The 24645-nt window shown below is 49.9% G+C and carries 21 protein-coding genes and 1 pseudogene; 13 read left to right on the top strand and 9 right to left on the bottom strand.

Annotation, left to right across the window (positions count from 1 at the left end; all coding sequences use genetic code 11):
• Positions 1 to 58 precede the first annotated feature (58 nt).
• The gene (locus WH37_RS01255) at positions 59 to 1357 is read left to right on the top strand and encodes an amidohydrolase (RefSeq protein WP_046228731.1); all 1299 of its coding nucleotides are present in this window, start codon (positions 59 to 61) and stop codon (positions 1355 to 1357) included.
• A gap of 1185 nt (positions 1358 to 2542) precedes the next feature.
• On the opposite strand, the pseudogene WH37_RS01250 reads toward WH37_RS01255, so the two are convergent.
• Positions 2543 to 4393 (bottom strand): annotated as a pseudogene (locus WH37_RS01250) (rhamnogalacturonan lyase); the annotation flags it as partial.
• Positions 4394 to 4942: 549 nt separating this feature from the next.
• Between WH37_RS01250 and yhbH the strand changes: the two are divergent.
• Complete coding sequence (gene yhbH / locus WH37_RS01245) at positions 4943 to 6094, top strand: sporulation protein YhbH (RefSeq protein WP_046228730.1); 1152 nt, start codon at positions 4943 to 4945, stop codon at positions 6092 to 6094.
• 147 nt (positions 6095 to 6241) lie between these two features.
• Here the strand turns inward: yhbH and cysC are convergent, their stop codons facing one another.
• From cysC to WH37_RS01230, 3 genes are all read right to left on the bottom strand, one after another.
• Positions 6242 to 6856 carry an adenylyl-sulfate kinase gene (gene cysC, locus WH37_RS01240; protein WP_063837989.1) on the bottom strand — a complete coding sequence of 205 codons (615 nt, stop codon included), beginning with the start codon at positions 6854 to 6856 and terminating at the stop codon, positions 6242 to 6244.
• A 12-nt stretch (positions 6857 to 6868) separates the two neighbouring features.
• The gene (locus WH37_RS01235) at positions 6869 to 7708 is read right to left on the bottom strand and encodes an alpha/beta hydrolase family protein (RefSeq protein WP_046228800.1); all 840 of its coding nucleotides are present in this window, start codon (positions 7706 to 7708) and stop codon (positions 6869 to 6871) included.
• Positions 7709 to 7807: 99 nt separating this feature from the next.
• A complete protein-coding gene (locus WH37_RS01230; RefSeq protein ID WP_046228729.1) occupies positions 7808 to 8845 on the bottom strand; it encodes a glycoside hydrolase family 53 protein in 1038 nt (345 codons plus the stop codon).
• Between the two features lie 247 nt (positions 8846 to 9092).
• Between WH37_RS01230 and glsA the strand changes: the two genes are divergently transcribed.
• From glsA to WH37_RS01175, 11 genes are all read left to right on the top strand, one after another.
• On the top strand, positions 9093 to 10010 hold the full coding sequence (gene glsA, locus WH37_RS01225; protein WP_231594079.1) for a glutaminase A: 918 nt from the start codon (positions 9093 to 9095) through the stop codon (positions 10008 to 10010).
• A 17-nt stretch (positions 10011 to 10027) separates the two neighbouring features.
• A complete protein-coding gene (locus WH37_RS01220) occupies positions 10028 to 10429 on the top strand; it encodes a DUF4265 domain-containing protein (protein ID WP_046228727.1) in 402 nt (133 codons plus the stop codon).
• A gap of 273 nt (positions 10430 to 10702) precedes the next feature.
• Positions 10703 to 11368 (top strand): RraA family protein, encoded by a 666-nt coding sequence (locus WH37_RS01215; RefSeq protein ID WP_046228726.1) that lies wholly within the window; start codon positions 10703 to 10705, stop codon positions 11366 to 11368.
• Positions 11369 to 12970 carry an ABC transporter substrate-binding protein gene (locus tag WH37_RS01210; RefSeq protein ID WP_052736736.1) on the top strand — a complete coding sequence of 534 codons (1602 nt, stop codon included), beginning with the start codon at positions 11369 to 11371 and terminating at the stop codon, positions 12968 to 12970.
• An 82-nt stretch (positions 12971 to 13052) separates the two neighbouring features.
• On the top strand, positions 13053 to 13862 hold the full coding sequence (locus tag WH37_RS01205) for a carbon-nitrogen hydrolase family protein (RefSeq protein ID WP_046228725.1): 810 nt from the start codon (positions 13053 to 13055) through the stop codon (positions 13860 to 13862).
• Between the two features lie 110 nt (positions 13863 to 13972).
• A complete protein-coding gene (locus WH37_RS01200) occupies positions 13973 to 14905 on the top strand; it encodes an ABC transporter permease (protein ID WP_143088448.1) in 933 nt (310 codons plus the stop codon).
• Positions 14906 to 14907: 2 nt separating this feature from the next.
• Positions 14908 to 15822, top strand: coding sequence for a nickel transporter permease (nikC, locus tag WH37_RS01195; RefSeq protein ID WP_082110606.1), 915 nt, complete (start codon positions 14908 to 14910; stop codon positions 15820 to 15822).
• 16 nt (positions 15823 to 15838) lie between these two features.
• Positions 15839 to 16822 carry an ABC transporter ATP-binding protein gene (locus WH37_RS01190; protein ID WP_143088449.1) on the top strand — a complete coding sequence of 328 codons (984 nt, stop codon included), beginning with the start codon at positions 15839 to 15841 and terminating at the stop codon, positions 16820 to 16822.
• Complete coding sequence (locus tag WH37_RS01185) at positions 16819 to 17790, top strand: ABC transporter ATP-binding protein (RefSeq protein ID WP_046228724.1); 972 nt, start codon at positions 16819 to 16821, stop codon at positions 17788 to 17790. The genes WH37_RS01190 and WH37_RS01185 overlap by 4 nt, the downstream gene beginning before the upstream one ends.
• A 70-nt stretch (positions 17791 to 17860) precedes the next feature.
• Positions 17861 to 18610, top strand: a complete 750-nt coding sequence (locus tag WH37_RS01180; RefSeq protein WP_046228723.1) for a creatininase family protein — start codon at positions 17861 to 17863, stop codon at positions 18608 to 18610.
• A gap of 23 nt (positions 18611 to 18633) precedes the next feature.
• Positions 18634 to 19569, top strand: a complete 936-nt coding sequence (locus WH37_RS01175; RefSeq protein ID WP_046228722.1) for a dipeptidase — start codon at positions 18634 to 18636, stop codon at positions 19567 to 19569.
• Positions 19570 to 19691: 122 nt separating this feature from the next.
• Here the strand turns inward: WH37_RS01175 and WH37_RS01170 are convergent, their stop codons facing one another.
• The 5 genes from WH37_RS01170 to WH37_RS01150 all read right to left on the bottom strand — a co-directional run bounded on the left by WH37_RS01170 (position 19692) and on the right by WH37_RS01150 (position 24459).
• Positions 19692 to 20861 carry a stalk domain-containing protein gene (locus WH37_RS01170; protein ID WP_046228721.1) on the bottom strand — a complete coding sequence of 390 codons (1170 nt, stop codon included), beginning with the start codon at positions 20859 to 20861 and terminating at the stop codon, positions 19692 to 19694.
• Positions 20862 to 20899: 38 nt separating this feature from the next.
• Positions 20900 to 21568, bottom strand: a complete 669-nt coding sequence (locus tag WH37_RS01165; RefSeq protein WP_231594075.1) for a hypothetical protein — start codon at positions 21566 to 21568, stop codon at positions 20900 to 20902.
• A gap of 269 nt (positions 21569 to 21837) precedes the next feature.
• On the bottom strand, positions 21838 to 23067 hold the full coding sequence (locus tag WH37_RS33225; RefSeq protein WP_052736735.1) for a hypothetical protein: 1230 nt from the start codon (positions 23065 to 23067) through the stop codon (positions 21838 to 21840).
• A gap of 55 nt (positions 23068 to 23122) precedes the next feature.
• Positions 23123 to 23680: an SLOG family protein gene (locus tag WH37_RS01155; RefSeq protein WP_046228720.1), complete on the bottom strand. Its 558-nt coding sequence runs from the start codon at positions 23678 to 23680 to the stop codon at positions 23123 to 23125.
• Positions 23677 to 24459 carry an RNA ligase family protein gene (locus tag WH37_RS01150; protein WP_046228719.1) on the bottom strand — a complete coding sequence of 261 codons (783 nt, stop codon included), beginning with the start codon at positions 24457 to 24459 and terminating at the stop codon, positions 23677 to 23679. The genes WH37_RS01155 and WH37_RS01150 overlap by 4 nt, the downstream gene beginning before the upstream one ends.
• Positions 24460 to 24645 lie beyond the last annotated feature (186 nt).

Genomic DNA, 24645 nt, shown 5'->3' with positions numbered 1-24645 from the left:
TTGACCTTAACGCAGCGTCAACGTTTATCCTCCTAAGTATACCAAGGAGGGGACAAAGATGAGAACTCTAATTCAAAACGTTCAAATTTTAACGATGAAAAAAGGCGAAAAGTCTTTTCACGGCGAGCTGCTGATCGAAAATGACCGCATTTCGGCAATTGGTACGAATTTGCCTAAGACTGAGGCTAAAGCTAACAAAATCATCGATGGCAAAGGCATGCTAGCTATGCCCGGCCTAATTAATGCCCACCAGCATACGCCAATGAGCTTGCTGAAAGGTTTTTCCGATGACTGCAAGCTGATGGAATGGCTGGAGCATAAAATGCTGCCTGCCGAGGCGCGTATGACGCCTGAGGATATTTATTGGGGAGCCAAGCTTGCCATGGCGGAAATGATTAAATCTGGCACAACGGCATTCGCCGATATGTATGTGCATATGAATGAAATTGCTGCTGCTGTTCAGGAAACAGGGATGCGTGCCTCCTTAACACGAGGACTTGTATTTATGCAAAACGACGGCGGCAAACGGCTAACCGAAGCGCTTGACCTCATTGACCGCTGGCATGGCCAGGCCGACGGGCGAATTACAACGATGTTCGGCCCCCATGCTCCCTATACTTGCCCGCCAGAACCACTTGCAGAAATCATTAAGCTCGCCTCACAAAAAAATTTGCCTATCCATATTCACTTGGCGGAAACGGTAGAGGAAGTCGCCAAAATCAAAACCAAATACAACTGCTCGCCGACCGCTTATTTACACAATCTCGGGTTATTCACCGAGGCCCATACTTTGCTGGCTCATGGCGTGCATCTTACGCATGGCGACATTCAGCTGCTCAGAGGCATGAAGGGCGGCGTTGCTCACAATCCGGTCAGCAATATGAAGCTGGGCTGCGGCATTGCCCCGGTAGCAGCGCTTATCGATACTAGTGTTACGGTTGGACTCGGCACGGACGGATCAGGCAGCGCTTCGACAGTCGACATGTTTGAAGGGATTAAGGCGGCTGCCTGGATGCAAAAAATGGAAGCAGGCGACCCGTCCGTTTTTCCAGCCCACCAAGTGCTGGAAATGGCAACGGCTGAAAGCGCCAAGCTGCTACGCCTCGATCATGAGACAGGAACGCTTGAGGCTGGCAAAAAAGCCGATCTCATTTTAGTCGATATGAATAAGCCCCATTTGCAGCCTGTCCATCATGTGGAATCGCTGCTCGCCTACGCCGTGAATGGCAGCGATGTCGATACGACCATCGTCAATGGCAAGCTCCTGATGCAAGGTCGCAAGCTGCTGACGATAGACGAAGAGGAGCTGCTTCATCAGGCAGCGATTCGGGCACGGAGAATCGTAGACGGTATTTAGAACAGCAAGCATGCGGCAGCGCGGCTGCGTTTTTCGCAGTCCGCCGTTTGCCTGCCGTCGCGGAATGGCTGCTCTATTTTTCAACAATGGCTTGTAAGGTTAATTTGCATTTGCTATTCGTCGCATGGCTCAACAACGCTAACGTACCCTCTAGTTGTATCGTTTCTTTCGCCTTATAGCCATTATCCCCTTAGCTCAGAAAAGCCGCTTGAACGGTCCAATCCGGCATCATGCCTGATCACACCGCTCAAACAGCTCTCCAATTTCCGGATGACTTTAAAAATAATTTGGCATCAACTGCCAAGTCGCTTGAGTTGCACTCGCGAACCATTCCTTTTTCACTTGCTAGCGGTGCCTCCATCCAACTCACCTAAATACCGTTTCGCTGCTTCCTAGCTTTTTCGCTTCTTTTGTCATACAGTTCTTTAGACCTTTATTTCTTTAGTTCTTTAGTTCTTTAGTTCTTTAGTTCTTTAGTTCTTTAGTTCTTTAGTTCTTTAGTTCTTCAGTTCTTCAGTTCTTCAGTTCTTCAGTTCTTCAGTTCTTCAGTTCTTCAGTTCTTACTTCTTTAGTTACTACTTCCTTAGTTATTACTTCTTTTGTTATTTCTTCTTTTGTTATTTCTTCTTTTGTTATTTCTTCGTTGCTTCCCTCTATGCTGTTTTCTGTACGTTGTCTTAGACAGCCTTCCTATTCCGCTGTTTCTGAGCTAAGGGGATAATACCTCAAGCTTAATAAAATAGGAACAGTCTGTCCAAGGACGGCACTTACCGCTATACCTAAAGATGCTAGGGAAACTTGAGTCCGTTTAAATAGATGTGCCGGTTCCTCTTTTTGCGTTTCTGAGCTAAGGGGATAACAACCCTAGCTCTATGAAATAGGAGCAGCTTGTCCAAGGACTGCGCTTAGTGCTGCACCTGTGGCCCCTTGAGCTGCTGCACCCGGATCAACCGGGTCGGTTGGCATACTGTTGTCTGGCTGCTGCTCAGGAATGGGCGTCGTTTCTGGCTCTGTCTGAGGTTCTGTTTCTGTTTCTGGTTCTGTTTCCGACTCCGTTTGCGGGGCCGGCTCCTGCTCCTGCTCCTGCTCCTGCTCAGGGGCAACCACCGCTTCTTCCACAGCAGCCTGCTCCGCAAGCAAAGCATTGGCAGTATCTACTTCCGTAAACGATGCCTGTGGCAGCGTCGTGTACATGCTTGGCGCAGGAGGCGTGCTCATGCCATTTCCGAGAAAATAGCTCGTATGCGGCGGCTGGTTGTAGGCTACATTTTGCCACGCAACACCTAAGCGGTATACGGCATCATGCATCAGCGTGTAGAGACGATATGTCGTAACATCTGTCGTCGTATACAAGCGCAGCTTAGTGCTGTCCTCCGTGCGCCACAACACCTCCTCGCGCCAGTCGCCAATCAGATCGGCCTGCAAGCTCGGCGTACCTTTTGTCGTATTGTTCGAGTAAGTTCCCGTTGCCGTTAGCAGGCGGCTGACTGCACCGGTATTGTAATTCCATTTTTCAATTTTGCCGACGCCAACTCCTGCGCTTCCTGACCATACATGATCAAGCAGCTCGCGCAGCAGGTCGCCGTCCCACCAGATGCCGAAATTTTGCGAGGATGGAGGCGTGCTGGAAATGAGCTGCCCCGTACTCGTCCTCAGCCCTACACCACTGCCTGCCCAAACCTCAGCTCCCGGGTAACGAGGATCGATGTCGGCCGCCATGCCGCGCCCCGTATCAGCCCCCGTATAGGCACCCCATAAAATTTGACCAGTAGCCGCATCATGCACTTGGGCGCCATAAGGCTTGCTCGTATCCTCGTTTACCTTGAACACCTCAAGGCCAGCCCGGTTCGGGTCCAAATCGCTGACATGCATCGCATCGCCATGCCCCATATTTGTGTTATATAGCTTCTGGCCATTATCATCAACCGTCATTGCGCCAAATATAATTTCATCTTTGCCATCATTATCAACATCCGCCACACTAAGGCTATGATTGCCTTGTCCCGCATAAGCAGAATTGCCGGAACTGTTCGTATCAAACGTCCAGCGGCTCGTTAGCGAGCCGTTACGGAAGTCAAAAGCAGCAATGACCGTTCTCGTATAATAGCCGCGCGACATGACGATGCTTGGCCTAACGCCGTCCAAATAAGCAACACCAGCTAGAAAACGGTCGACACGGTTGCCATAGCTATCCCCCCAGCTTGATACAGTGCCTCTTGCCGGAACATAGTTCGTAGTCGCAAGCGCAGCTCCCGTCTGCCCTGAAAAAACAGTCAAATATTCCGGACCTGACAGCACATAGCCCGAAGAATTGCGGTAATCGGCAGTGGAGCTGCCTATCACCTGCCCTGTTCCATCAACGGTGCCGTCTGCTGTTTTGATGACGACCTCGCCTTTGCCGTCGCCGTCAAAGTCATAGACGAGAAATTGCGAATAATGGGCGCCTGCACGAATATTTTTGCCCATATTAATGCGCCACAGCTTCTCGCCATTCATTTTGTAAGCATCAAAAATAACATTGCCGGTATACCCCGATTGGGAGTTATCCTTCGAGCCCGACGGGTCCCATTTGAGCACGATTTCGTATTCGCCATCTCCGTCAAGGTCGGCTACACTCGCATCATTCGCGCTATATGTGTAGCTTTCACCGCTCGGTGTTGTCCCGCCAGCCGGCTTGTCCAGCGGAATATCTTTATAATTGTTCGCCCATACCGATACCGTGTTGGAGGCCGGGCGCTCAACGCCGTTAACAACGGCGCGGACATAATAGGTAGAGGAGTTGCTTCCGCCAGCATCCAGAAGATTCGTACTCGTTGTAATGACACTGCTGTTTACCTTCGTCCCGTTGCGATAAACGTTAAAGCCTGTATTAGCAGCCTCGCCGCCGAGCAGCCGCCAGCTGACAAATACGCCTCCGCTTACTTTTACCGCGACGACTCCTCTCGTTAAAGCTTCCATCTGCCTTGGGGCGGCAGCACTGACCTTCGGTTCAACAACAAAAGCAGGAATAACCAGCAAAGAAGCAACAGCGAGCATTACCGTTTTGCGAAATACGTTTTTAACGTTCATCTCTTCTTATTCAGCTCCTTTTCGCTAATGATATTTTATCGATACCTTCTAATGAAAGCGCTACCAAATTAATCGAAAATAAGTCTGTCTTATGCCTTTGAATTCCCGTAAGCACGAACGGTTTAGGACTCGGGCGAGCATCCACCTCCTTAATAAATCATACGATTTTATGAATCAAAACCATAATTTGGAATCGCTTTCAATGTCGATGATAGATTGTGTTCCGACATTTTACTACTTAAAAAACAGAGTTTTTTGTTAAAAAAACCGAGATTCATTCGATTAAATAGCTAGAATCAGATCGCTTTTGACTCACATATCCGCCCCGGACTTGAATATATTGAATAACAAGGTGAAACGGCTATCGCCGTCCTTTGGCGGCAAGGCGCGTTTCACTCCGAGAAATATAAGCCTAATGATAAGTGTGAAACTTATAAATTCTTATATTTCAACGAAAAATTAGATCCCCTGGCCCTGATCCAGATATTATTGATGAAAGATGGGAGTGTGGCGCTCATGGCAGAACCGTTATTTATCGTGTCACGGGAGGATTGGTCCTTGCATCGCAAAGGTTATGAAGATCAAGCCCGGCATCAGGAAAAAGTAAGAGAAGCTGTTCGGCAAAATCTTCCCGATATTGTGACGGATGAAAGCATTGTGTTATCCGATGGCAAGCAGACGGTGAAAATACCGATTAAAAGCATTGATGAATCCCATTTCGTCTACAACTACAACAAGAAGCAGCATGTTGGACAAGGCGATGGCGATTCACAGGTCGGAGATGTGCTCGGCGTTGATCCTGGGGCCACCAAAGGTCCGGGCAAAGGACAGGGTGCAGGCGATCAGCCGGGCGAGGACTATGTGGAGGCGGAAATTAGCATTGACCAGCTGGAGGATATGCTCTTCGAGGAGCTGGAGCTTCCTAATCTGGAGCAAAAACAGAAGGATGTTATGGAAACAACCGAGGTTGTCTTTCATGACATTCGCAAAAAAGGCATCATGTCCAACATCGACAAAAAACGGACGCTCATTCAAAATTTGAAGCGCAATGCCAATGAAGGACGCTCGGGCATTGGCGGCATCTCGCCGGATGATTTGCGTTTTAAAACGTGGAATGAAGTCGTAAAGCCCCAATCCAATGCCGTCGTATTGGCGTTAATGGATACTTCCGGCTCAATGGGATCTTTCGAAAAATATTGCGCCCGAAGCTTCTTCTTCTGGATGACGCGCTTTCTGCGCCGAAAATATCAGCATGTCGAGATGGTATTCGTCGCGCATCATACCGAAGCGAAGGAAGTAACCGAGGAGGAATTTTTCACTCGCGGCGAGAGCGGCGGCACGATCTGCTCCTCTGCCTATCAGAAGGCGCTTGATATTATCGACAGCCGTTATCCGTCTACTAACTGGAACATTTATCCTTTCCACTTTTCCGATGGTGATAATTTGACTTCCGATAATGAGAAATGCGTGAAACTCATCGACAAGCTGCTGGAACGCGCCAATCTGTTCGGCTACGGCGAGGTTAATCAATATAATCGCAGCAGCACCTTAATGTCAGCGTATAAAAACATAAGCAATAAAAAATTTATGTATTCTATTATTAAAGATAAAGGCGAAGTATATAAGGCGCTGAAAACCTTTTTCTCCAAGTCCGCAAGCGGCGCTTAATAACAGACATCAGGCTTCGCACAGCAGACAGCTGGTGAAGGCGGACCAAACGTAAAAAGCTTCCTCTTCGAGCGTTCCCGAAGAAGAAGCTTTTTTGCATCATTTTACTTAGCGTACCGCATAAGTATAAGCTGCCGTTGTCGCTCATTAGACCTGATCGGTTAAAATACCGCGCTGCTGCAAGCAGCGGATAACAGCCACAGCCGCTGTATCCGCATCTCCTTCACCAGAAAATAGCTCCAGCTCTGGGACCAGCGGCGCCTCGTATGGAGCAGATATGCCCGTGAACAGCGGAATTTCTCCCCGCCTCGCCTTGCTGTAAAGCCCCTTCGGATCACGCTGCTCGCATATTGCAAGCGGACAATTCACATACACCTCTACATAGGGCAGTGGAGCTGCAATCGCTCGCGCCAGCGCTCGATCCGCCTCAAGCGGCGAAACGAGTGCCGCAATGGCAATGCTTCCAGCTCCGGCAAACAGCTTGGCCACCTCCGCGGTGCGCCGCACATTTTCGCGGCGATCCTCTGCGCTAAAGCCAAGATCGCGGTTTAGCCCATACCGCAAATTATCGCCATCCAGTACCGTCGCTGACACGCCGCTAGCTTGAAGCTGTCTGTGAAGCGAAGCAGCAATAGACGACTTTCCCGATGCAGGCAAGCCTGTTAACCATACGATGCCGCCGTAATAGCCCCATTGGCCAGCCTGCTGCAATCCGCCAAGCTCATACGAATGCCATTGTACATTCGGGGATTTTTGATCCATCCGGTACTCCCCCTACTTTAGACGCTCATTCAGAAAAAGTACCGTCAGCCGGAGCGCTTCCTCCAAATTCGCAGTCGTACCGACAAAAGGATGCTTCGCGCCAAAGGTGTGGTCCGCTCCTGTCAGTGTAACGAACGTATGCTGCGGCGCAGCCTCGCGCATTCGTTCATAGCCTGATACAAGACGCTCCGAATCTTGATCCCCCTGTATCAACAGTGCCGGTACCGCAAGGGAGCCAAGTACCTGTTTAATATTAAACGCTGCTGCATTGCGCTCAAGGTCTTCAAAGAATACAGGCGATATCGGCATTTGCTGCTTCGTACGCATATTGGGCACATAACCGACGCCGCGGCTCAGTACCTCCTGCCGAAACGCCTCCGTAAAGAGATTCGCGTCGGCTATGCCATTCCACGTCACAACTGCCTGAAGCTGCGGGTATCTCGCAGCAGTCAAAATAATATTTCCGCCGCCACGGCTATGTCCAAGCAGAGCTATCCGGCTCGTATCCAGCTCCTCGGCAAAAGGCAGCTTCGCTTCCAGCAGATGCGCGATGATTGCATCAAGATCCAGCTGTTCACGGGAATACGTATTGACCGCGAATTTCTCCAGCTCGTCAAAGTCCGTTTCCCCTACGCCATTGCAGCTAAAATTAAAGGAAATGACAGCGAAGCCTTGCCTAGCAAGCTGCTCGCAGGTATAGGGCATAAATCCCCAATCTTTAAACCCTTTGAAGCCATGGGCAACGATAACAACCGGCTTCTTCCCCGGTTCGCCTGACACTCGAACGTCCCCGCGCAGCGTCAGGTTTGATTCCAAATCAATTGTAAAAGGTTTGCTATTTATGGCTTCCACCCACAAACTCCCCCGTTTCTCCAAATAGATTCGTCCTGCTTTCTATTATAAGTGAAAAAACAGGGGAATGAATAGCCGGGCTGCCTCGACGCCAAATCGCTAGTTCAAGAAGCCTTCCAATGCAATCGTCGGCTGGCCGTTTGCCTGCCATGCGCCTTTGTTATAGCCGCCATTGTAGCCCGGAGGCGCCTCCGGCTCCCAATAAAAGACACCTAGCCCCTTGCCGCCAGATATATTGCGAACCTTGGTTTTCATCGCGGCAACGAAGCTCTTGGTAGCCGCTGGCTGGTTATACTCAAGGCCAATTTCAGAAATCATAACCGGCTTGCCGTACCGGGCAATCATATCATTTGCATTGCTAATCGTTTGGTCAACCTTGGCAGACCAATCCGTAGCTGATGGATACAGCGACATGCCGATTATATCAAAGGTGGCGCCATTGCTGATCAGCCCCCCGATATTCCAAACGAATAGAGCATTATCATTGCCTCCTGCCAGATGAACAATCGTCTTCGTACCAGAAGAGATTGATTTCACCGCATTGTTCCCGGTATTAACCAGCCATGCGTAGTTTTGCATGCTGACAGTGGCTTTGCCGTCATTCCACAGCATGCCATTATTCGTCTCATTGCCAATCTGCACCCAATCCGGCGTCACGCCCTTCGCCTGCATCGCGGTCATAACCGCCCGCGTGTGGTTCCATACCGCGTCCATTAACTGCTGGAACGTGTAATTATTCCAGGCAGCAGGCTTTGTCTGTTGGCCTGGATCGGCCCATGAATCGCTGTAATGCAGCGTCAGCATAACGCTCATGCCTGCATTTTTCGCCCGCTCTGCTAGAGTTGCGGCCCGGTTCATATCCAAGTAACCGTTTGCATAATTGCTCGAAGGATTTACGAATACGCGAATTCGCACCGAATTAATCTGATAGTCATTTTTCAAAATTTGAATAATATCCTTGGTCGTGCCGTTTTTGTCCTTCCAGGTGTAGCCTTGCGCTTCAAGACCGGGAACCCAGCTGATGTCCGTCCCTTTCGCAAAGGCAGGAGCCGCCTCGGCCTGCTTGAGCGGCAGCTGTACCGTAATAAGCGCGACAATCATCATAGCGAATGCGAGCAGCCTTAGTCTTTTTTTCATTTTCAACATTCCCTCTTCCTTTAATAGTTTGCCGGATTACGTTTATGATTATAAATTCACGGCAAGCAGAAAAACAGGATGAAATGTGAATATAATGGATGATTTTACAACATCTTCTTCCTTCTTCACTCATGGTCACCCTGCATAAGCCTGATGCGTTTCACTACCAAAATGTATTATAATAGAGCCATTCATGCCAAAGTGGCGAGCAGGAGGAAACGAATTGTCAAATAGCGAGCTTAAGCATATGCAAACCCTGCTGCCCGAATGGGTAGAAACGAGCCGCCAGCAGGCTCTTCATGGCAAAGTGGCCTCCTACATACCCGAGCTTGCAAAATCCCCCAAGGACGCCTTGGGCATTCATATTGTGGGTGCAGAAGGTCAAGTAGCATCTGCTGGAGATTGCGGCATATCCTTTACTATGCAAAGCATTTCCAAAGTTTTCACGCTCATCCTGGCGTTAATGGACAATGGCGAGGAAGCAGTTTTCGCCAAGGTTGGCATGGAGCCGACCGGGGACAGCTTCAACTCCATGCTCAAGCTGGAGCTTGTGCAGCCCGGCATTCCTTTTAATCCGCTGATCAATGCTGGAGCGATTGCGATTTCTTCGCTGATTGCCGGAAGCAGCCGGGAGGAGAAGTCCGCCCGCGTGCTCGATTTTTTCCGCAATCTCTCGGGCAATAGAGCGCTGGATTATGATAACGACGTGTATCTCTCCGAAGCCAAAACGGCAAATTTGAATCGGTCGATGGCTTATTTTCTAAAGGATAAGCAGGTGCTGCAGGGAGAAGTCGAGGAAGTGCTCGACGTGTATTTTCGGCACTGCTCGATCAGCGTCACCTGCGCGGATTTGGCCCGCATGGCGCTCGTTATGGCGCATAATGGAACTGACCCAGTCACTGGAGCCGAGCTGATACCACGGCGTTACGTACAAATAGCCAAAACCTTTATGATTACTTGCGGCATGTACAATGCTTCGGGCGAATTCGCGATTCAAGTTGGATTGCCGGCCAAAAGCGGCGTATCCGGCGGTATTCTGGCGATCGTTCCAGGTCGTTACGGCATCGGCGTTGTCGGACCTTCCCTGCATCGCAAGGGAAACAGCATTGCAGGCGTGCATTTGCTGGAAACCTTGTCGCGAACATTTGACCTAAGCTTATTTTAACGAAGAAGGTGCCTATTATGAATCCATCTGTTGAGCTTGGCATTTCCTTTCATTCCTCCGGGCAGGAGATTGAAATGCTCAAGGTAACGCCGATTGATGATCAGCGCTACCGCATTGAAGAAAATCCATTATTTACGGAAATGGTATCATTCGGTGATATTATCAAGCTGGAGCAGCAAGGCAACATTTATTTTTATAAAGAGACAGTTCGCAAATCCCGCTTAAGAAGATATTCCTGGCTGCTCAGCCAGGACGTCGCTTCATCCGAGGAGCTTGCTGCTTTCAAAAATCGGGTCGCCGACAGCGGCGGCAACTGGGAAACGATTTTTGGAGGCATGCTCATTATCAACGTGCCAAGCCATATTGACTTTGATCCCGATGTGGAAATTAACAATATTACGGTGAGTAAGGACAGATAAGATACTTTCCAATAGCATTAGCCTCTTGCATCCAATATCGATTTGGATGCTTTTTTGTTTTTCTGCGCAATGAGGAAAAGAACAGGCGCAGCCTATTCTTTCAATCGTTCTATAGCAACCCGATAGTTTTTTCCAATTGGCTATTGAAATTATCTATATGTTTTTGCATTGACGGTCAAGAACGAGCAATGCTATTGTTTTCAACAAGCTAAAGCACACTAATCGCATCAGATTTATCAAGTTAATGTTTCGAGTGAGGGGAGAACACATCTAATGTTTCGCATCGAACCAAGAGTACAAGGAGTAACGGCTGAATTACTTGAGCTTTATGAACATATCAGCCCTTCCACGATTGGCCATTTGACGGATTTTGGGTTTCTCAACGGCTTGCAGCCGCTGTTTCGCCCTATTCGCCTATTAGGCAACGCAGTCACCGTACGGATTCCTCACATTGATGCTTCCGCCATTCGGCATGCTTTCGAGTTGGCACAGCCAGGCGATATTATTGTGGTCGATATGTCCGGTGATGACCAGCGTGCCTGCTGGGGAGAATTTGTGACGTATGCTGCACTGGACAAAAAGATTGCCGGAGCCATTATATCCGGCTCCGTCACCGACGTTCGGCCGATCACACAGCTTCGTTTTCCGCTCTATTCCAAGGGCATCAGCGCGCTGACTACCCGCTCGCTCCAGCTCGAAGGCGAAGTAAATACACCCGTCAGCGTTAGCGGCGTCAGCATTCAGCCAGGCGATCTCATCGTCGGCGATGATGATGGCGTATTCGTCATCAATCCGCTTCATGCCAGAGAGCTTGGGCTCATTGCCCAGGAAAAGCAGCACAAGGAACAACAGCGCCGGAAGGAACTCGGCTACGATAAGCTGTTCGCTGCACAGGCAGACCATCCAGCGGCAACCAATAATCAAGGGGGAAACAACTAGATGAGAAGGAATCTTTTCAAAAACAAGCTGGGCATTGCCCTTATAGCCTTATCCCTGTTCGCTGCTGGCTGCGGCAATGGCAGCGGAGCAAACAGCACCACAAATACGACCGCATCGCCGGATACAGCATCAAGCAGCGCAGGCGGAGCTTCTGATACTGCGGCAGCGAAGAGCCTGACTATCGCCTTGACGGGCGATGCCATCGGATTTGATCCGCAAAATGCGACCGACTCCATCTCCAGCTTTATTAATTACCAAATTTACGACCGTCTCGTTACCTTCAACGATAAGCTTGAAATCGTTCCTCAGCTTGCAGAAAGCTGGGAAGCCTCGGCAGACGGCAAAACATGGACCTTCCAGTTGCGGCAAAACGTGACTTTTCAAGATGGCACCCCTTTTAATGCCGAAGCGGTGAAAACCAATTTTGAACGCCTGATCAATCCGGATAAAAAGCTGTCCCAATACGCTACTTTGGGGCAATTTATTGAATCCGTCAGCGCGAATGGCGATTCCGAAGTCATTTTTCAGCTCAAGGAGCCGCAGGGCGCTTTCCTTAACAATATTGCCGTGACCTCCGGCAGCATCATTAGTCCTAAATCCATTCAGGAAGATGAAGCAGGCATTGCTAAAAAGCCCGTCGGCACAGGCCCTTTTAAGCTTAAAAGCTGGAGTTCAGGCAACGAGATTGTACTGGAGGCGAATGAGCAATATTGGGGCGGCAAGCCAGGAGTAAGTGGTATTACGTTCAAAACAGTAACCGAAAATGCTGCCCGCGTCATTATGCTGGAATCCGGCGAGGCCGATCTTATCGATAAAGTGCCGGGAACCGACATCGAGCGCTTATCGAATGACAGCCAATTTACCGTCAATACTCGCTCCACCAACCGCGTTGGCTATATCGGCATTAATACGAAGCATGCTCCTCTGGACAATGTGAAGGTGCGCAATGCGCTCAATCTGGCGATCAATCGTGAAACACTGGTCAACAAGCTTTATGAAGGCAGAGTCGAGGTCGCTACTTCGTTTATTTCAAAAAATTCCTTTGGCTACACCGATGTAGGCGCATACGCCTATGATGTGGAAGCAGCGAAAAAGCTGCTGCAGGAAGCTGGTGTGAAGGAAGGAACGACGCTGCGAATCGTGCTTGCAGCCAATGCTGTGCAGGATCGCCCGGCCGCCGAATTCGTGCAAAACAGCTTGCAGCAATTGGGCTTCAAAGCAGAGCTGCAGGTGCTGGAGCTTGCTTCTTATCTCGATGTGCTGAAAAATCCGGATAGCTACGATTTATTCGTCCGAGGCGCGTCTTCCGTTACAGGGGATGGTGATGCCCTGCTGCGCGACAGCTTTCTCTCGACGAGCAAATCCAATTATGCCTTCTATACCAATCCCAAAGTAGACGAGCTTATTCTTGCAGGAGGCCAAGCGCTTGACAAGGCGGAACGCCAGAAAAATTACAGCGAAGCTTTACAGCTCATCAAAGCAGACGCGCCTTGGATTCCCTTGTACGAGGATACGGTTCAAATTGCGTATTCCAGCAAAATCGAAGGCATTACGTTTCTGCCTTCCCTGCTCTGGGACTTGCGCGGCGTGAAATTCAAGTAAGTCTGGTGTTGCTGCGCGAGCGGCACCATTCGCATGGAAAGCCCGCTTTTTCAAAAAAATGACTATAGGAGTGAAAGCAGCAATGACCTTTCAAATCGTGATGGCACAGTTCGGTTCTTCAAGCAGCAAACAGGAAAATTTGGACAAGGCGGAAAAAGCGCTGCAGGAAGCGACCTCCCTTCACCAGGCAGATCTGGTTGTTTTTCCCGAAGCCTTCATGAGCTTCTATCAAATTGGAACGCCAAGGGAACGCAAGCTGGAGGACGCTGAGCCGCTGGAGGGACATTTCGTTACGACGATGCAGTCGCTTGCCAAGCGTTATGGCGTATGGGTCATTTTCGGAACGCGTGAGACGACGGAGGATTCAGAGGATGATCGGGTATACAACTCCACAGTTATTATTGATGCGGATGGCCAAATAACTGGCCATTATCGCAAAACGCATCTTTATGATGCATTCGGCGCGCAGGAATCACGCGATATTAAACCCGGCACGGCGCTGTTCGAGCCGATTGATACGCCATTTGGCAAGCTGGGACTGTTCGTCTGCTATGAGCTGCGCTTCCCGGAAATCGCCCGCTATCAGGCGCTGCATGGTGCCGACGTAATTATTGTGCCATCCGGCTGGGTGCGCGGTCCGGTCAAAGAGCGCCACTGGGAGAACCTCGTCACGACGCGGGCTCTGGAAAATACCGCTTATGTCGTTGCCGTTAATCAGGTCAATGAATTTTACATTGGGCAAAGCCTGATCGTGGATCCGATGGGCGTTGTCGTGGCGCGTGGCGCAGAGACCGAGACGCTAATCCCTTACCGGATTGATCTGGAGCGAGTGCATGAAGTCCGCACCAAGCTCCCTTCCCATATTCATCGGCAGGCGCATTTGTACGGCTAATCGCTTGGCCGCTTCATTCGAACGGGCAAGCGCTCCAACATCGATGCGTGCAGCCGCAGGCAGCTAGCAGTTAGCAGTTAGCTGCATACGGCCAGGAAGGAGTTTTTCCCTTGTTTAACTATGTATTAAAACGATTGCTGCAAATGATACCGACGCTAATCGGCGTATCCTTGCTCTCTTTTATTATTTTACAGCTCGTCCCTGGCGATCCCGCTGAATTAATTGCCGGGCTTGACGCCAGTCCCGAGGAAGTGCAGATCATTCGGGAGCGGCTCGGAACCGACCGTCCGCTCTACGAGCAATATATCGATTATAATTGGCAGCTGCTGCAAGGCGATTTCGGCACTTCGCTGCGTTCGGACAATCCGGTGCTGCAAGAAATTCTGGAGCGGTTCCCTAGCACGGTGAATCTGACGATATTGGCAACGCTGGTTACCGTCGTCATCGGGCTATTTTCCGGCATTATCGCTGCAACTAAACCCGGCAGTGTCCGCGACCATACCGCTATGGCTTTCTCTTTGTTCGGCATATCTATGCCCGTGTTTTGGCTGGGCATTATTCTGATTCTTGTTTTTGCCTATTATATTCCGATATTGCCTTCCGGAGGCAGCAGCGAGCTGAAGCATTTTGTGCTTCCGGCGCTCGTTCTTGGCATTTCCTCTGCCGCTGTGCTCTCAAGACTTACACGCTCCAGCATTCTTGAGGTCATTAATCAAGACTATATTCGCACTGCAAAAGCCAAAGGGGTCCGTCAGTGGCTCATCATTTACAAACACGCGCTTAAAAATGCCTTCGTTCCGATTATTACCGTCATCGGCATGGAGATCGGCAACCTGCTCGGCGGCGCAGTGCTTACGGAGACGGTCTTTTCCATGAATGGTCTGGGCCGCTATATTATTCAATCGATTCAGTTTAGAGATTATTCGGCTGTGCAGGGCAGCATATTATTCGTTGCGCTTCTCTTCGTCATCGTTAATCTGCTCGTTGATTTATGTTATGCCGCTGTAGACCCGCGAATCCGTTATGACCGGAAGGAGGCCTAACGATGAGTGAACCCAAAGCTGCATCCCTGCTTGCCCAAAGCATTCCATCCACTTATGCCGATGTGCCTGCCAAACGAGGGGCTCTTTACAAGCAAGTGCTCAAGCGGCTCAAAAACAACAAACGCTCCCTGCTCGGCCTATGGATGGTTAGCCTCTTTATTTTTATCGCTATACTGGCACCATGGATCTCCCCTTATGATCCACTGGAGCAAAATATGGATAAGCTGCTGCAAGCGCCATCCCTTAGCCATCCCTTCGGAACGGATGAATATGGGCGGGATATTTTGTCGCGGATATTTTATGGCTCGCGCATCTCGCTGATGGTAGGCATTGTTGGCGTCGTCATTTCTGTCGTTTTTGGCGTAGCCTTCGGTACAATAGCGGGCTATTTTGGCGGCAAAATCGAATCGGTCATTATGCGAGTCACCGATATTTTCATGGCCTTTCCCGGCTTTCTGCTGGCTCTTGCCATTGTAAGCGTGCTTGGTCCTGGAATGGTGAATCTAATGATTGCCATTGGCATTTTCTCCGTGCCGTCATTCATCTGGATAACCCGCAGCGCTGTGCTGTCGGTTAAAAACAAAGAATATATCGAAGCCTCGCGCTCCATGGGCGCCAAGCACCGGCGAATTATTTTCAAGCATATTATTCCGAACAGCATTGCTCCCATTATTGTGCTTTCGGCGCTGCGCGTAGCTACCGCCATTTTATCGGCATCAGGGCTAAGCTTCCTTGGAATGGGCGCTCAACCGCCATCTCCGGAATGGGGGGCCATGCTGAGCGCAGGCCGGGAATTTCTTCGCACCGCGCCCCATCTGTCCATCGTGCCGGGCATTGCTATTATGCTCGTTGTCCTTGGCTTCAACCTGCTCGGCGATGGGCTGCGCGATGCCCTTGATCCAAAAATGAAGGTTTAGCTAAGGAGGACCCGCTTTGAAACGCAAGCTACTGGAAATGAAGGCGCTCAAAACATATTTTTATACGGGGGATGGCGTCGTTCCCGCTGTCGATGGCATTGATATTACGATTTATGAAGGAGAGACGGTCGGTATTGTCGGAGAATCCGGCTCAGGCAAAAGCGTGACATCGCTGACCGCCATGCGTTTAACGCCGGGCAAAGTCGTTGAAGGCTCCGTCACCTTCGATGGCCGGGATATTCTTGCGCTTTCCGAGAAGGAAATGAGAGGCGTGCGCGGCAATGACATGGCAATGATTTTTCAAGAACCGATGACCGCACTCAATCCGGTGTTTACGATTGGCGAACAGCTGCTAGAAGCCATTCGCATTCATATGAAGCTCGGCCGCTCTGAAACGAAAGCAAGGGCAATTGAAATGCTGCGTCTGGTTGGCATTCCCCGACCGGAGCAAATGCTGCGGGAGTACCCCCACCGCTTGTCCGGTGGCATGCGGCAGCGGGTTATGATCGCCATTGCGATGGCCTGCAATCCCAAGCTGCTCATTGCCGATGAACCGACGACCGCATTAGACGTTACTATACAGGCCCAAATTCTGGAGCTCATGCAGCAGCTAAAAACGAGTCAGGGCACCTCCATTTTGCTTATTACGCATGATCTTGGCGTCGTTGCGGAAATGTGCGACCGCGTAGCCGTTATGTATGGGGGACAAATTGTCGAGGAATGCGACGTGCTTACCCTTTTCACAAGTCCCAAGCATCCCTACACACAAGGCTTAATTAAGTCGATGCCCACGCTTGAAACGAATGAGCGCAGACTGTATTCCATTCCGGGCAGCGTTCCACCGCCCGGAAGCTTGCGGGACGGCTGCCGATTCAGCCCCCGCTGCGAATTTGCGCAGGCGATTTGCCATGAGCGGCATCCGCAGCTGGAAGCAGTCGGGGCTGGGCATTCAGCCAGATGCTGGCTCCATGCAGCCGAAGCGAAGGAGGCGTTCCAATGAATGAATCGCTGCTTGAGGTGAACCATTTAACCAAATATTTTCCGATTAAAAAAGGTCTTTTCAATCGGACTGTAGGTCAGGTGAAAGCGGTAGACGGCTTGAACTTTACGATTTTCAAAGGCGAGACGCTTGGCCTTGTGGGCGAAAGCGGCTGTGGCAAATCCACGACAGGACGCTCGCTGCTGCAATTGCTTCGCCCGACGACAGGAGAAATTAAATATGAAGGACGAAATATGGTGGGACTCCCACCCGAAGAGCTGCGCAGGCTGCGGAAGGATATGCAGATGGTCTTCCAAGATCCTTACGCTTCCCTTAATCCTCGTATGACGGTAGGTGAACTGATTGCCGAGCCGCTCGACATTCATCAAGCAGCAAGCGGCAAGGAACGGACTAGACGGATCGATGAGTTATTGGAGATCGTCGGCTTAAACAGCCGTTATGCGGATCGCTACGGCCATGAGTTCAGCGGTGGGCAGCGGCAGCGCATCGGCATTGCCCGCGCACTTGCGCTGAACCCCAAGCTGATTGTCGCAGATGAACCCGTCTCCGCCCTTGACGTTTCCATTCAATCGCAAATTATTAATTTGCTTCAGGATTTGCAGGATCAGTTCAAGCTTACCTATTTATTTATTGCCCATGATTTAAGCGTCGTCAAGCATATAAGCAGCCGGATCGGCGTGATGTATTTGGGCGGTATTGTGGAGCTCGCGAACAAACGCGAATTGTTTGCAGAGCCGCTGCATCCCTATACCCAGGCGTTGTTATCCGCTGTACCCAGCCCTGATCCGCTTGCCAAAAAGAGCCGAATTGTTCTGCCAGGCGATGTGCCAAGCCCGGCCAATCCACCTCCCGGCTGCGCCTTCCACACACGCTGCCATGCCTGCATGGCCGTTTGCCGTACCGATAAGCCGGAGCTGCGGGATGTTGGCGGACGGCAGGTCGCCTGCCATTTATACAACCAAGCTTAGACAGCCCATCCTTGATAGAGCAAAATTGGTTATTCATGTCCTGAAACTCATACAAACGGGAGCGATCATTATGACGAAAAGCCGCAAATTACGAGACATCAGCTGGACCGTCTTCGAGGAATACAAAAAACAAACGGACCTGGCCATTGTTCCTGTAGGCGCAATCGAGGTATATGGCCCTCATCTGCCTCTTGGCTCGGATGGGCTGCTGGCAGACAAGCTGGCGGAGCTCGTTGCCGCGCGTGTTGGCGCACTGATTGGACCAACCGTAGAAACTGGAGATTCCACCGTACTGAATGAATTTCCCGGAACCATTACGATTCGCCCCGAAAGCTTGAAGGCTTATCTCGGCGACATTGTAAACAGCTTGTTAAAATGGGGCTTCAAACGTATACTCTTCATTAACGGCCACGCTGGAAATGTACCTGTTATCAATCAGATCGTGCATCAGATCAAGGAACAGCATAGCGACGTATTGGCCGCCCAGATCGATTGCTGGCGGTTCATCAAGGCACAGGATGACGGCATTTCCGAATCTGGAAAATTTTCAAACGGCCATGCCGGTGAAATTGGCACCTCGGTTCTGCTTCATCTTTACCCACAGCTTGTAAACCAATCCATTATCATCGACGAACTGCCTGCGATTGAAGATCCTTTTCCCGAAATCATCAAATACAACCGTCTGTCTTCCATTTCCAAATCCGGCGTCGTTGGGTACCCGTCTTTCGCGACAGCCGAGAAAGGCGAGACATTCGTGCAGCGCTCTGTTGACCGTATTATCGCTTTCCTAAGCGAGGCTTGGGATATTAAACCGCTGTAGATGGCGGTGAAGGGAGTCTTTAAATGAACATTATCGATTTGCACTGCGATGCTTTATTGAAGCTGTGGGAGAAAAAAGGCAGCCTTTCCTTCAACGATGCGCCTGAGCTGGATACGAACAAGCAGCGCCTGCTCACAGGAGGAGTCAAAGTACAAGGCTTCGCCATTTTTGTCATGCCGAACTTAACTGATCAAGAGAAGTTTCAATCGGCGCTCGACCAGGTGCATTATTTTTATGAGGAAGTATTAGGGAAAAATCCGGACATAAAGCACATAAAGGAATGGAAGGATATCGGCAAGCTGGCGGAGCACGAAATTGGTGCTTTTCTGACGCTTGAAGGCGTTGATCCGGTCGGCAATGATTTGCATAAGCTGAATATATTTCACCGTCTTGGCGTGTTGTCGGTCGGCCTGACCTGGAATTTCGCCAACCTTGCTGCTGATGGGGTGCTGGAGCCTCGCGGGGCGGGACTTTCCTCCCTCGGCCGCAAAATGGTACAGTTCCACAATGAGCACCGGATTTTGACCGACGTTAGCCATTTGAATGAGCGGAGCTTCTGGGACGTCGTGGAAACGGCCGATTATTTGATCGCCAGCCACTCGAACGCTAAGGCAGTATTCGATCATCCAAGAGGGTTGTCTGATGAGCAGGCGCAGGCGCTGTTCGCCAAAAATGCGACCGTCCATGTCGTCTATTATCCCGAGTTTATTAAGCCCGAGGCGGGAGGGATTACTACGATCCCCGATTTAATCAAGCATATTGACCATTACTGCGCTATTGGCGGCGTTCATCAGGTTGGCCTTGGTTCCGATTTTGACGGTATCGGCGCTTACGTGCAAGATCTCGAAAATGCCGCAAAAAGCCAAAACCTGATTAACGAGCTATTGAAGCATTACTCCGAGGAGCAGGTGCGGGGCTTCGCCCACAATAATTTCCTGCGCCGTGTCGCTTCCCTCTAATATTCAGGAACATAAAAACGCCGCAGCCCTCTGTCCTCCCCTTGCTGGGGAAAGATAGAAGCGCTGCGGCGTTTTGTTTTACATTTTGTTTCGGATCGTGATGCCGATTGTACAATCGGTTATTATTTGCGCTTCCAGACAGAGCCGTCGGAGAAGGCTACCCGATCGATTTGAATATTTTTGAGCTTGGTCGTGTCTTCATAGCCATATAAATCCCAAGTATACACTGGGCTTTCTCCACTCCCTATACTGCTATTTACAACCTTGCCATAATAGCGGTTCGAATATGGATAACCGCCCTTTACTGGATCGCCATAAGCATCATACGTACTGAAAGAAAGCTCGAATGAAATGATCTTTTTGGTCGTTAAATTCCAGAGCTTTATATTCGCTTCCGGATAGCCTAATGAATTATAAGTAATGCTGTAATCGACAACCTTAAACGGAACATTATTATTTTTCCTAAGCTCCTCTTTCAGCTGCTTCTTGTATTCCTCTTCCTTCTGTTCGTAGAGGGCTCTCATCTGCTTTTCAATCGTGCCTCCGTCGGCATAAAGCTGATTAGCGAGTCTATAGCTTTTGCTTACCGTTTCTTTTTCTCCCGTTACTACGCTATAGATCGTTCGGCCAAAAAAGACATAATTCGTACCGTCCGAATCGAAATTTTCGCCAGGCTTTACGGTCGTATTGTTAAAGGCAGCTTTGCCGCGCGCATTCAACGATGCTGAAAAATCATAAGCATGGACAGCGCCACCGGCATAATAATATTCTTTATAATTGACAACGATTTTTTCCGTGCCTAGATTTTTCACAGCGGAATTCGTAATTTGCAGCGGCAGGCCCGTATAATATTTGCTTTTGCTTGGGTCTACCGTTTTAATGCTGATTTGCTTGCCTTTCGTTTCCATAGATGCGCCTAGACCATCCGTCAGTAGACGAAGCGGAACCATGGTGCGGCCGTTCCTCTCTACAGCAGGCGTGCCCAAAAATATAGAAATGCCATTAACCGCAGCAACGGGCTCATTCAAAATAATCGAAATGGTCATTTCGCCGCTTGAAGCGATGATCCGCTTGTTGCCCTTGTCCCAGCTGAAGGCGAGGCCAAGTGCTTCAATCGTTTCTTTTGCCGATACAAGCGTTGTGCCGTTTTCGCTTATCGGTGCCTGCGCATAAGCGATTTTCTTGCCGTTCACAAAAACAGTTTGGCTCTCCGCCTTAGCGGCCGAAAGCCCCGTTGGGATTGCCAGCAGCATGACCATAGCCAGCAAAATGGAAACGAATCTCTGTTTCATGTTTAATTCTCCCTCTATTTATATATTTCGTGAAGAGACTATTCGCTGCGCAACGAGTAGACGTATTCCTTGCCTTCAATGGTAACGATAATATCAATCGGCTTCTTGTCTTTAGCGGCTTCCTTAGGCAGCTCGGCGATAAAATGAAGAACCCCCGTTTTTAATGGCTCAATACTCGTTATATTCGTATAGGTAAAGTTGCTTCCACCCGACTCTTCAATGGTTGAAAAGCTTTCATACTCATATTTGCTATCATATTTCACTTGTACAGAGGCAAAATCATCTGCACTTTTGGATGAGCTGAGCAAGCTTTTAAATTTAAGAACGACGTCCAAATAAATATTTTCGGCATCCTTCACCTCATAATAAGTGTAGAAGCTGTCCGGCTTCGGAGGAACGACTTTGGACGTAAACTCTGTCTTTGTGAGCGTAACCTCTGCGAAGTCGGCAATAACGAGCGCTTTTTTCAATTCTAGTACGCTGCCTGTGTTCGCGGATGGCTCCGGTTCTGGCTCTGAAGAAGCTCCGCTTACCGCAGCGGTATCAGCAGTTTCGGCGAGTTCAGCCTTCAGCTTCTCATTTTCGGCGCTCAACTGGCTAACCTGTTCCTTTAATTGGCTGACCTCTGCGGAAGAATCGGCAGCTGGACTGGCGCTGCAGCCGGCCATGACGAGCATTGCGGCAACTGCAAAAATCATTTTTTTCATAATGGTAAATACCCCCTATCATCTTTAACTATTTAATTTTCTACATAAAATGCTAAAATCCTCTAAAATCATTCCATTTTACTGAAAATTCATCAATTTTTTTTCGCTCTGTCATAATTTATCGAACTCTAGTTATTAACTGCTCCAATTAAGATCTTAAAATCCCATAACAAATTTACCAAAATAACGGTCAGAGGCTTTTGTAAACAAATAAAAACGTTGTTTCCACAAGGGGAAACAACGTTTCTTCGTTCATTAGGCTTATCGATTTACAAGATCAAATCAGCGAACAGGCCAAACAGCAATAAGTAAGCACAGACCGAAAGAACAATATACGACCACAGCTTCTCCTTCGTCACCTGGCTGGCTACCGACGCGCCGACCAAGGAAATGCCAAGAGTAGACAGCAAGGTGGCCGCCATTACAAAAAAGCCCAACTTGAAGCTAATGAGCGAAACGACGCCCGCTATTAAAAATCCGGCGCCAGCAAAGAGCTGCATCGCTCCGATCGACGTAATAAAAGCGCTGAGTGTTAGACGCTGAGTCGCTCTCCACAAGCTGATCCCCCATAAAGAACCGAGGAATGCAATAATCGATATTAGCGACAGCAGCAAGATTTTGCCGAATAGCGCTGCGCTCATGCCGCTTCCCTCACGCAATAGATCGGACGCCCCATAGCCGAAAAATAACCGGATGGCGCTGCCCGTCAGCAGCCCGAACAATAGGAAACCTATGATCGCACTGACGATGCCAATTATACCGTAGCTCAAATCTTTGGCCGGATTTAAATTCAGCCCCTCCAACGGGTTTTTCAACAGCTTCAGCAAAATTTGCGTATCTATCTGCTTGACCGAGCCGGATACATTTTGCAGCAGCTTGTTTGCCACCCCTGCTGCGCCACTTTTCGTTCCTGCACTTGCGCCAGCACCCGCAGCACCTGCCATTCCGGCAGCTTCATTCCTTCCTGATGCTGCCGTTCCAGCCGCTTCGTTTCTTGCTGGCGCCGCCGCAACAGCTGGCTCTGCATCCGTTGCTGCATCGTATTCGCTATTGTCATCGTCGTATTCGCCGTATTCGCCGTATTGGCCGTAATGCTTCTGTTGTCCCGGCTCTTCTTCTAAAACCGTGCGCTCCTGCAAAGCTGCTTGCTCGCGCGTTGCCCCAAGCAAGCGCGCATCTTCCTCCTGGCGCGCTATTTCTTCCTGCCGTGACGCTTCCGCCCGCCGCCGCAAAACCTCCTCCTGCCTCGCCGCCTCTGATCGGCGGGCTGCTTCAGCCTGCCTTTCCGCTTCCGCTTGGCGGGCTGCCTCGGCCCGCTGCGCCGCTTCTTCCCGCGCAGCTTGAGCTGCTGCATGCGCTGCTGCCTGTGACTGCTGCGACTCCCGCGGCTGGCGGAACACATGCACCGTCTGATTGGCTGGCTCACTCTTTTCTAAATCGAATGGCTGCGAATTATCCAGATCCTGCGCTTGCTTCTTATAATCATCCTGTTCATCCATCTCTGCGTCCTCCTCCTGATGTGACGAGCCCAAATCACTTAACTGCTGTCCTAGTCTAGTCCATATCCCGATAATTCGCCTCGTCAGCAATACTTTGGATATCATCCGAGCTGATGCTGATGTAGCGATAACCATCGGCCTGCTGCCGGCGAAGCGCACGCTCCTTGAAGTAGCGTGGACTGCCTTCCCCCGCATCCTCATCGTACACGAGCAAAATGCCATCGGTTTTGCGAAACAGCAGCTCATCCCTTGCCTGCAGCTGCCAGATGCCATCATAGGGCTTGTCACTGACCGACGCATAATAATCGACGCCCTTCAGCACCTGCTCGTAATATTCCTTCTTGTCATCCTTCCACTTCTCTTCCGGATTACTATAAGCCGTAATAATAGAAAGCCTGAGCTGCGGGTATTGCGGCTTAAGCGCGATAACTGCTTCACAAGCCCATAGATCAACGCCATATTGGCCGGGCGTAATGACCCATTGCAAGCCATCATCAATGAGCGGCAGCAGCTTATTCGTAATCGCCTGCTTAATATAGGCAATGCCTTCATGCTTTTGATTAAAAATATTTAACTCATGCGCGCGGTATCCCGACACTAGCAAATTGTTCATGCCTTCTGCGCATTTCTAAAGGTTCGTTCATAATCCTCGAACCGGATTTTACGAATCATTTTGCGATCAGCCGTTCGCGCAATGATCCCTTCTGATTTGCCTGCTGCATCCATTCCCACACGCGTGACCGCAAAATCGCCGAGAAAACGGCTCGTCTCCTCCAGCCCGACTGGAAATGCCGCTCCATCCAGTTCAGCCAGCAGCGGCGCAGCGTCGAGACTCCAGCGCGCGATAAACGCCGCCTTTTCTGCCTCTTTATAAAAAGGCTGACCGCCATGATCGCGCCATTTGGCAATTTGGTCAATGGGCAGTGCCAGCAGATGCTGAAGCTCCTCATGCGTCAGTGAAAACAGATCAAACACCCGGTAGCCTTGGCTGCCGCTTGACGTATAATTTTTAGATGCCTTTGTTTTTCCGCCGTAGCTTTCCTGAAAAATGACCGTCAGGCCGAGCTTCCCATCCGCCAAGCTGTCCTGCATCCGTTCCGCAATCGGAGTTAACAAGGTCGCCATATTGCCATAAGGATTACCGATTCGGTCCCCCTTGGCAAATAACAGCTCCTCCCGTGAGCCAATGAAATAATCCGTTCCTGCTTCACTATGCAGCAAAATCATGCGCGCATTTTCCCCGTCTACTTTTTCATAAACATAAACGGGCTTATCCGAATCGAAGGCTTGACCTTCGGTTAACGTGTCGTTTAAACGGCCGCGTTCCCCAAGCTGGTGATAGGTGAGGATACTCGGATATTTCGTTAAGGAATTCAGTTTCGTAAAATCCATTATTCATCTCCTGCATCATAATAAGTCTGTTATCCCATCATAATACCATCGTTTCCCGCTCTTGGTTAGTCTGATGGCAAGTTTGGGTAAGTAAATGATAAGCGAGAGGAGGGTTTGCCGGCCTGCACAGCAGCGGCGAACGCTCCTTTGCTTCGGTACGCTGTGCTTCACTGTACTTTATAATGC

The organism is Paenibacillus algorifonticola (assembly GCF_000971975.1).
Lineage (GTDB): Bacteria > Bacillota > Bacilli > Paenibacillales > Paenibacillaceae > Pristimantibacillus > Pristimantibacillus algorifonticola.
The sequence above is the reverse complement of the archived record's forward strand: the minus strand, read 5'-3'. Positions and strand labels throughout refer to the sequence as shown.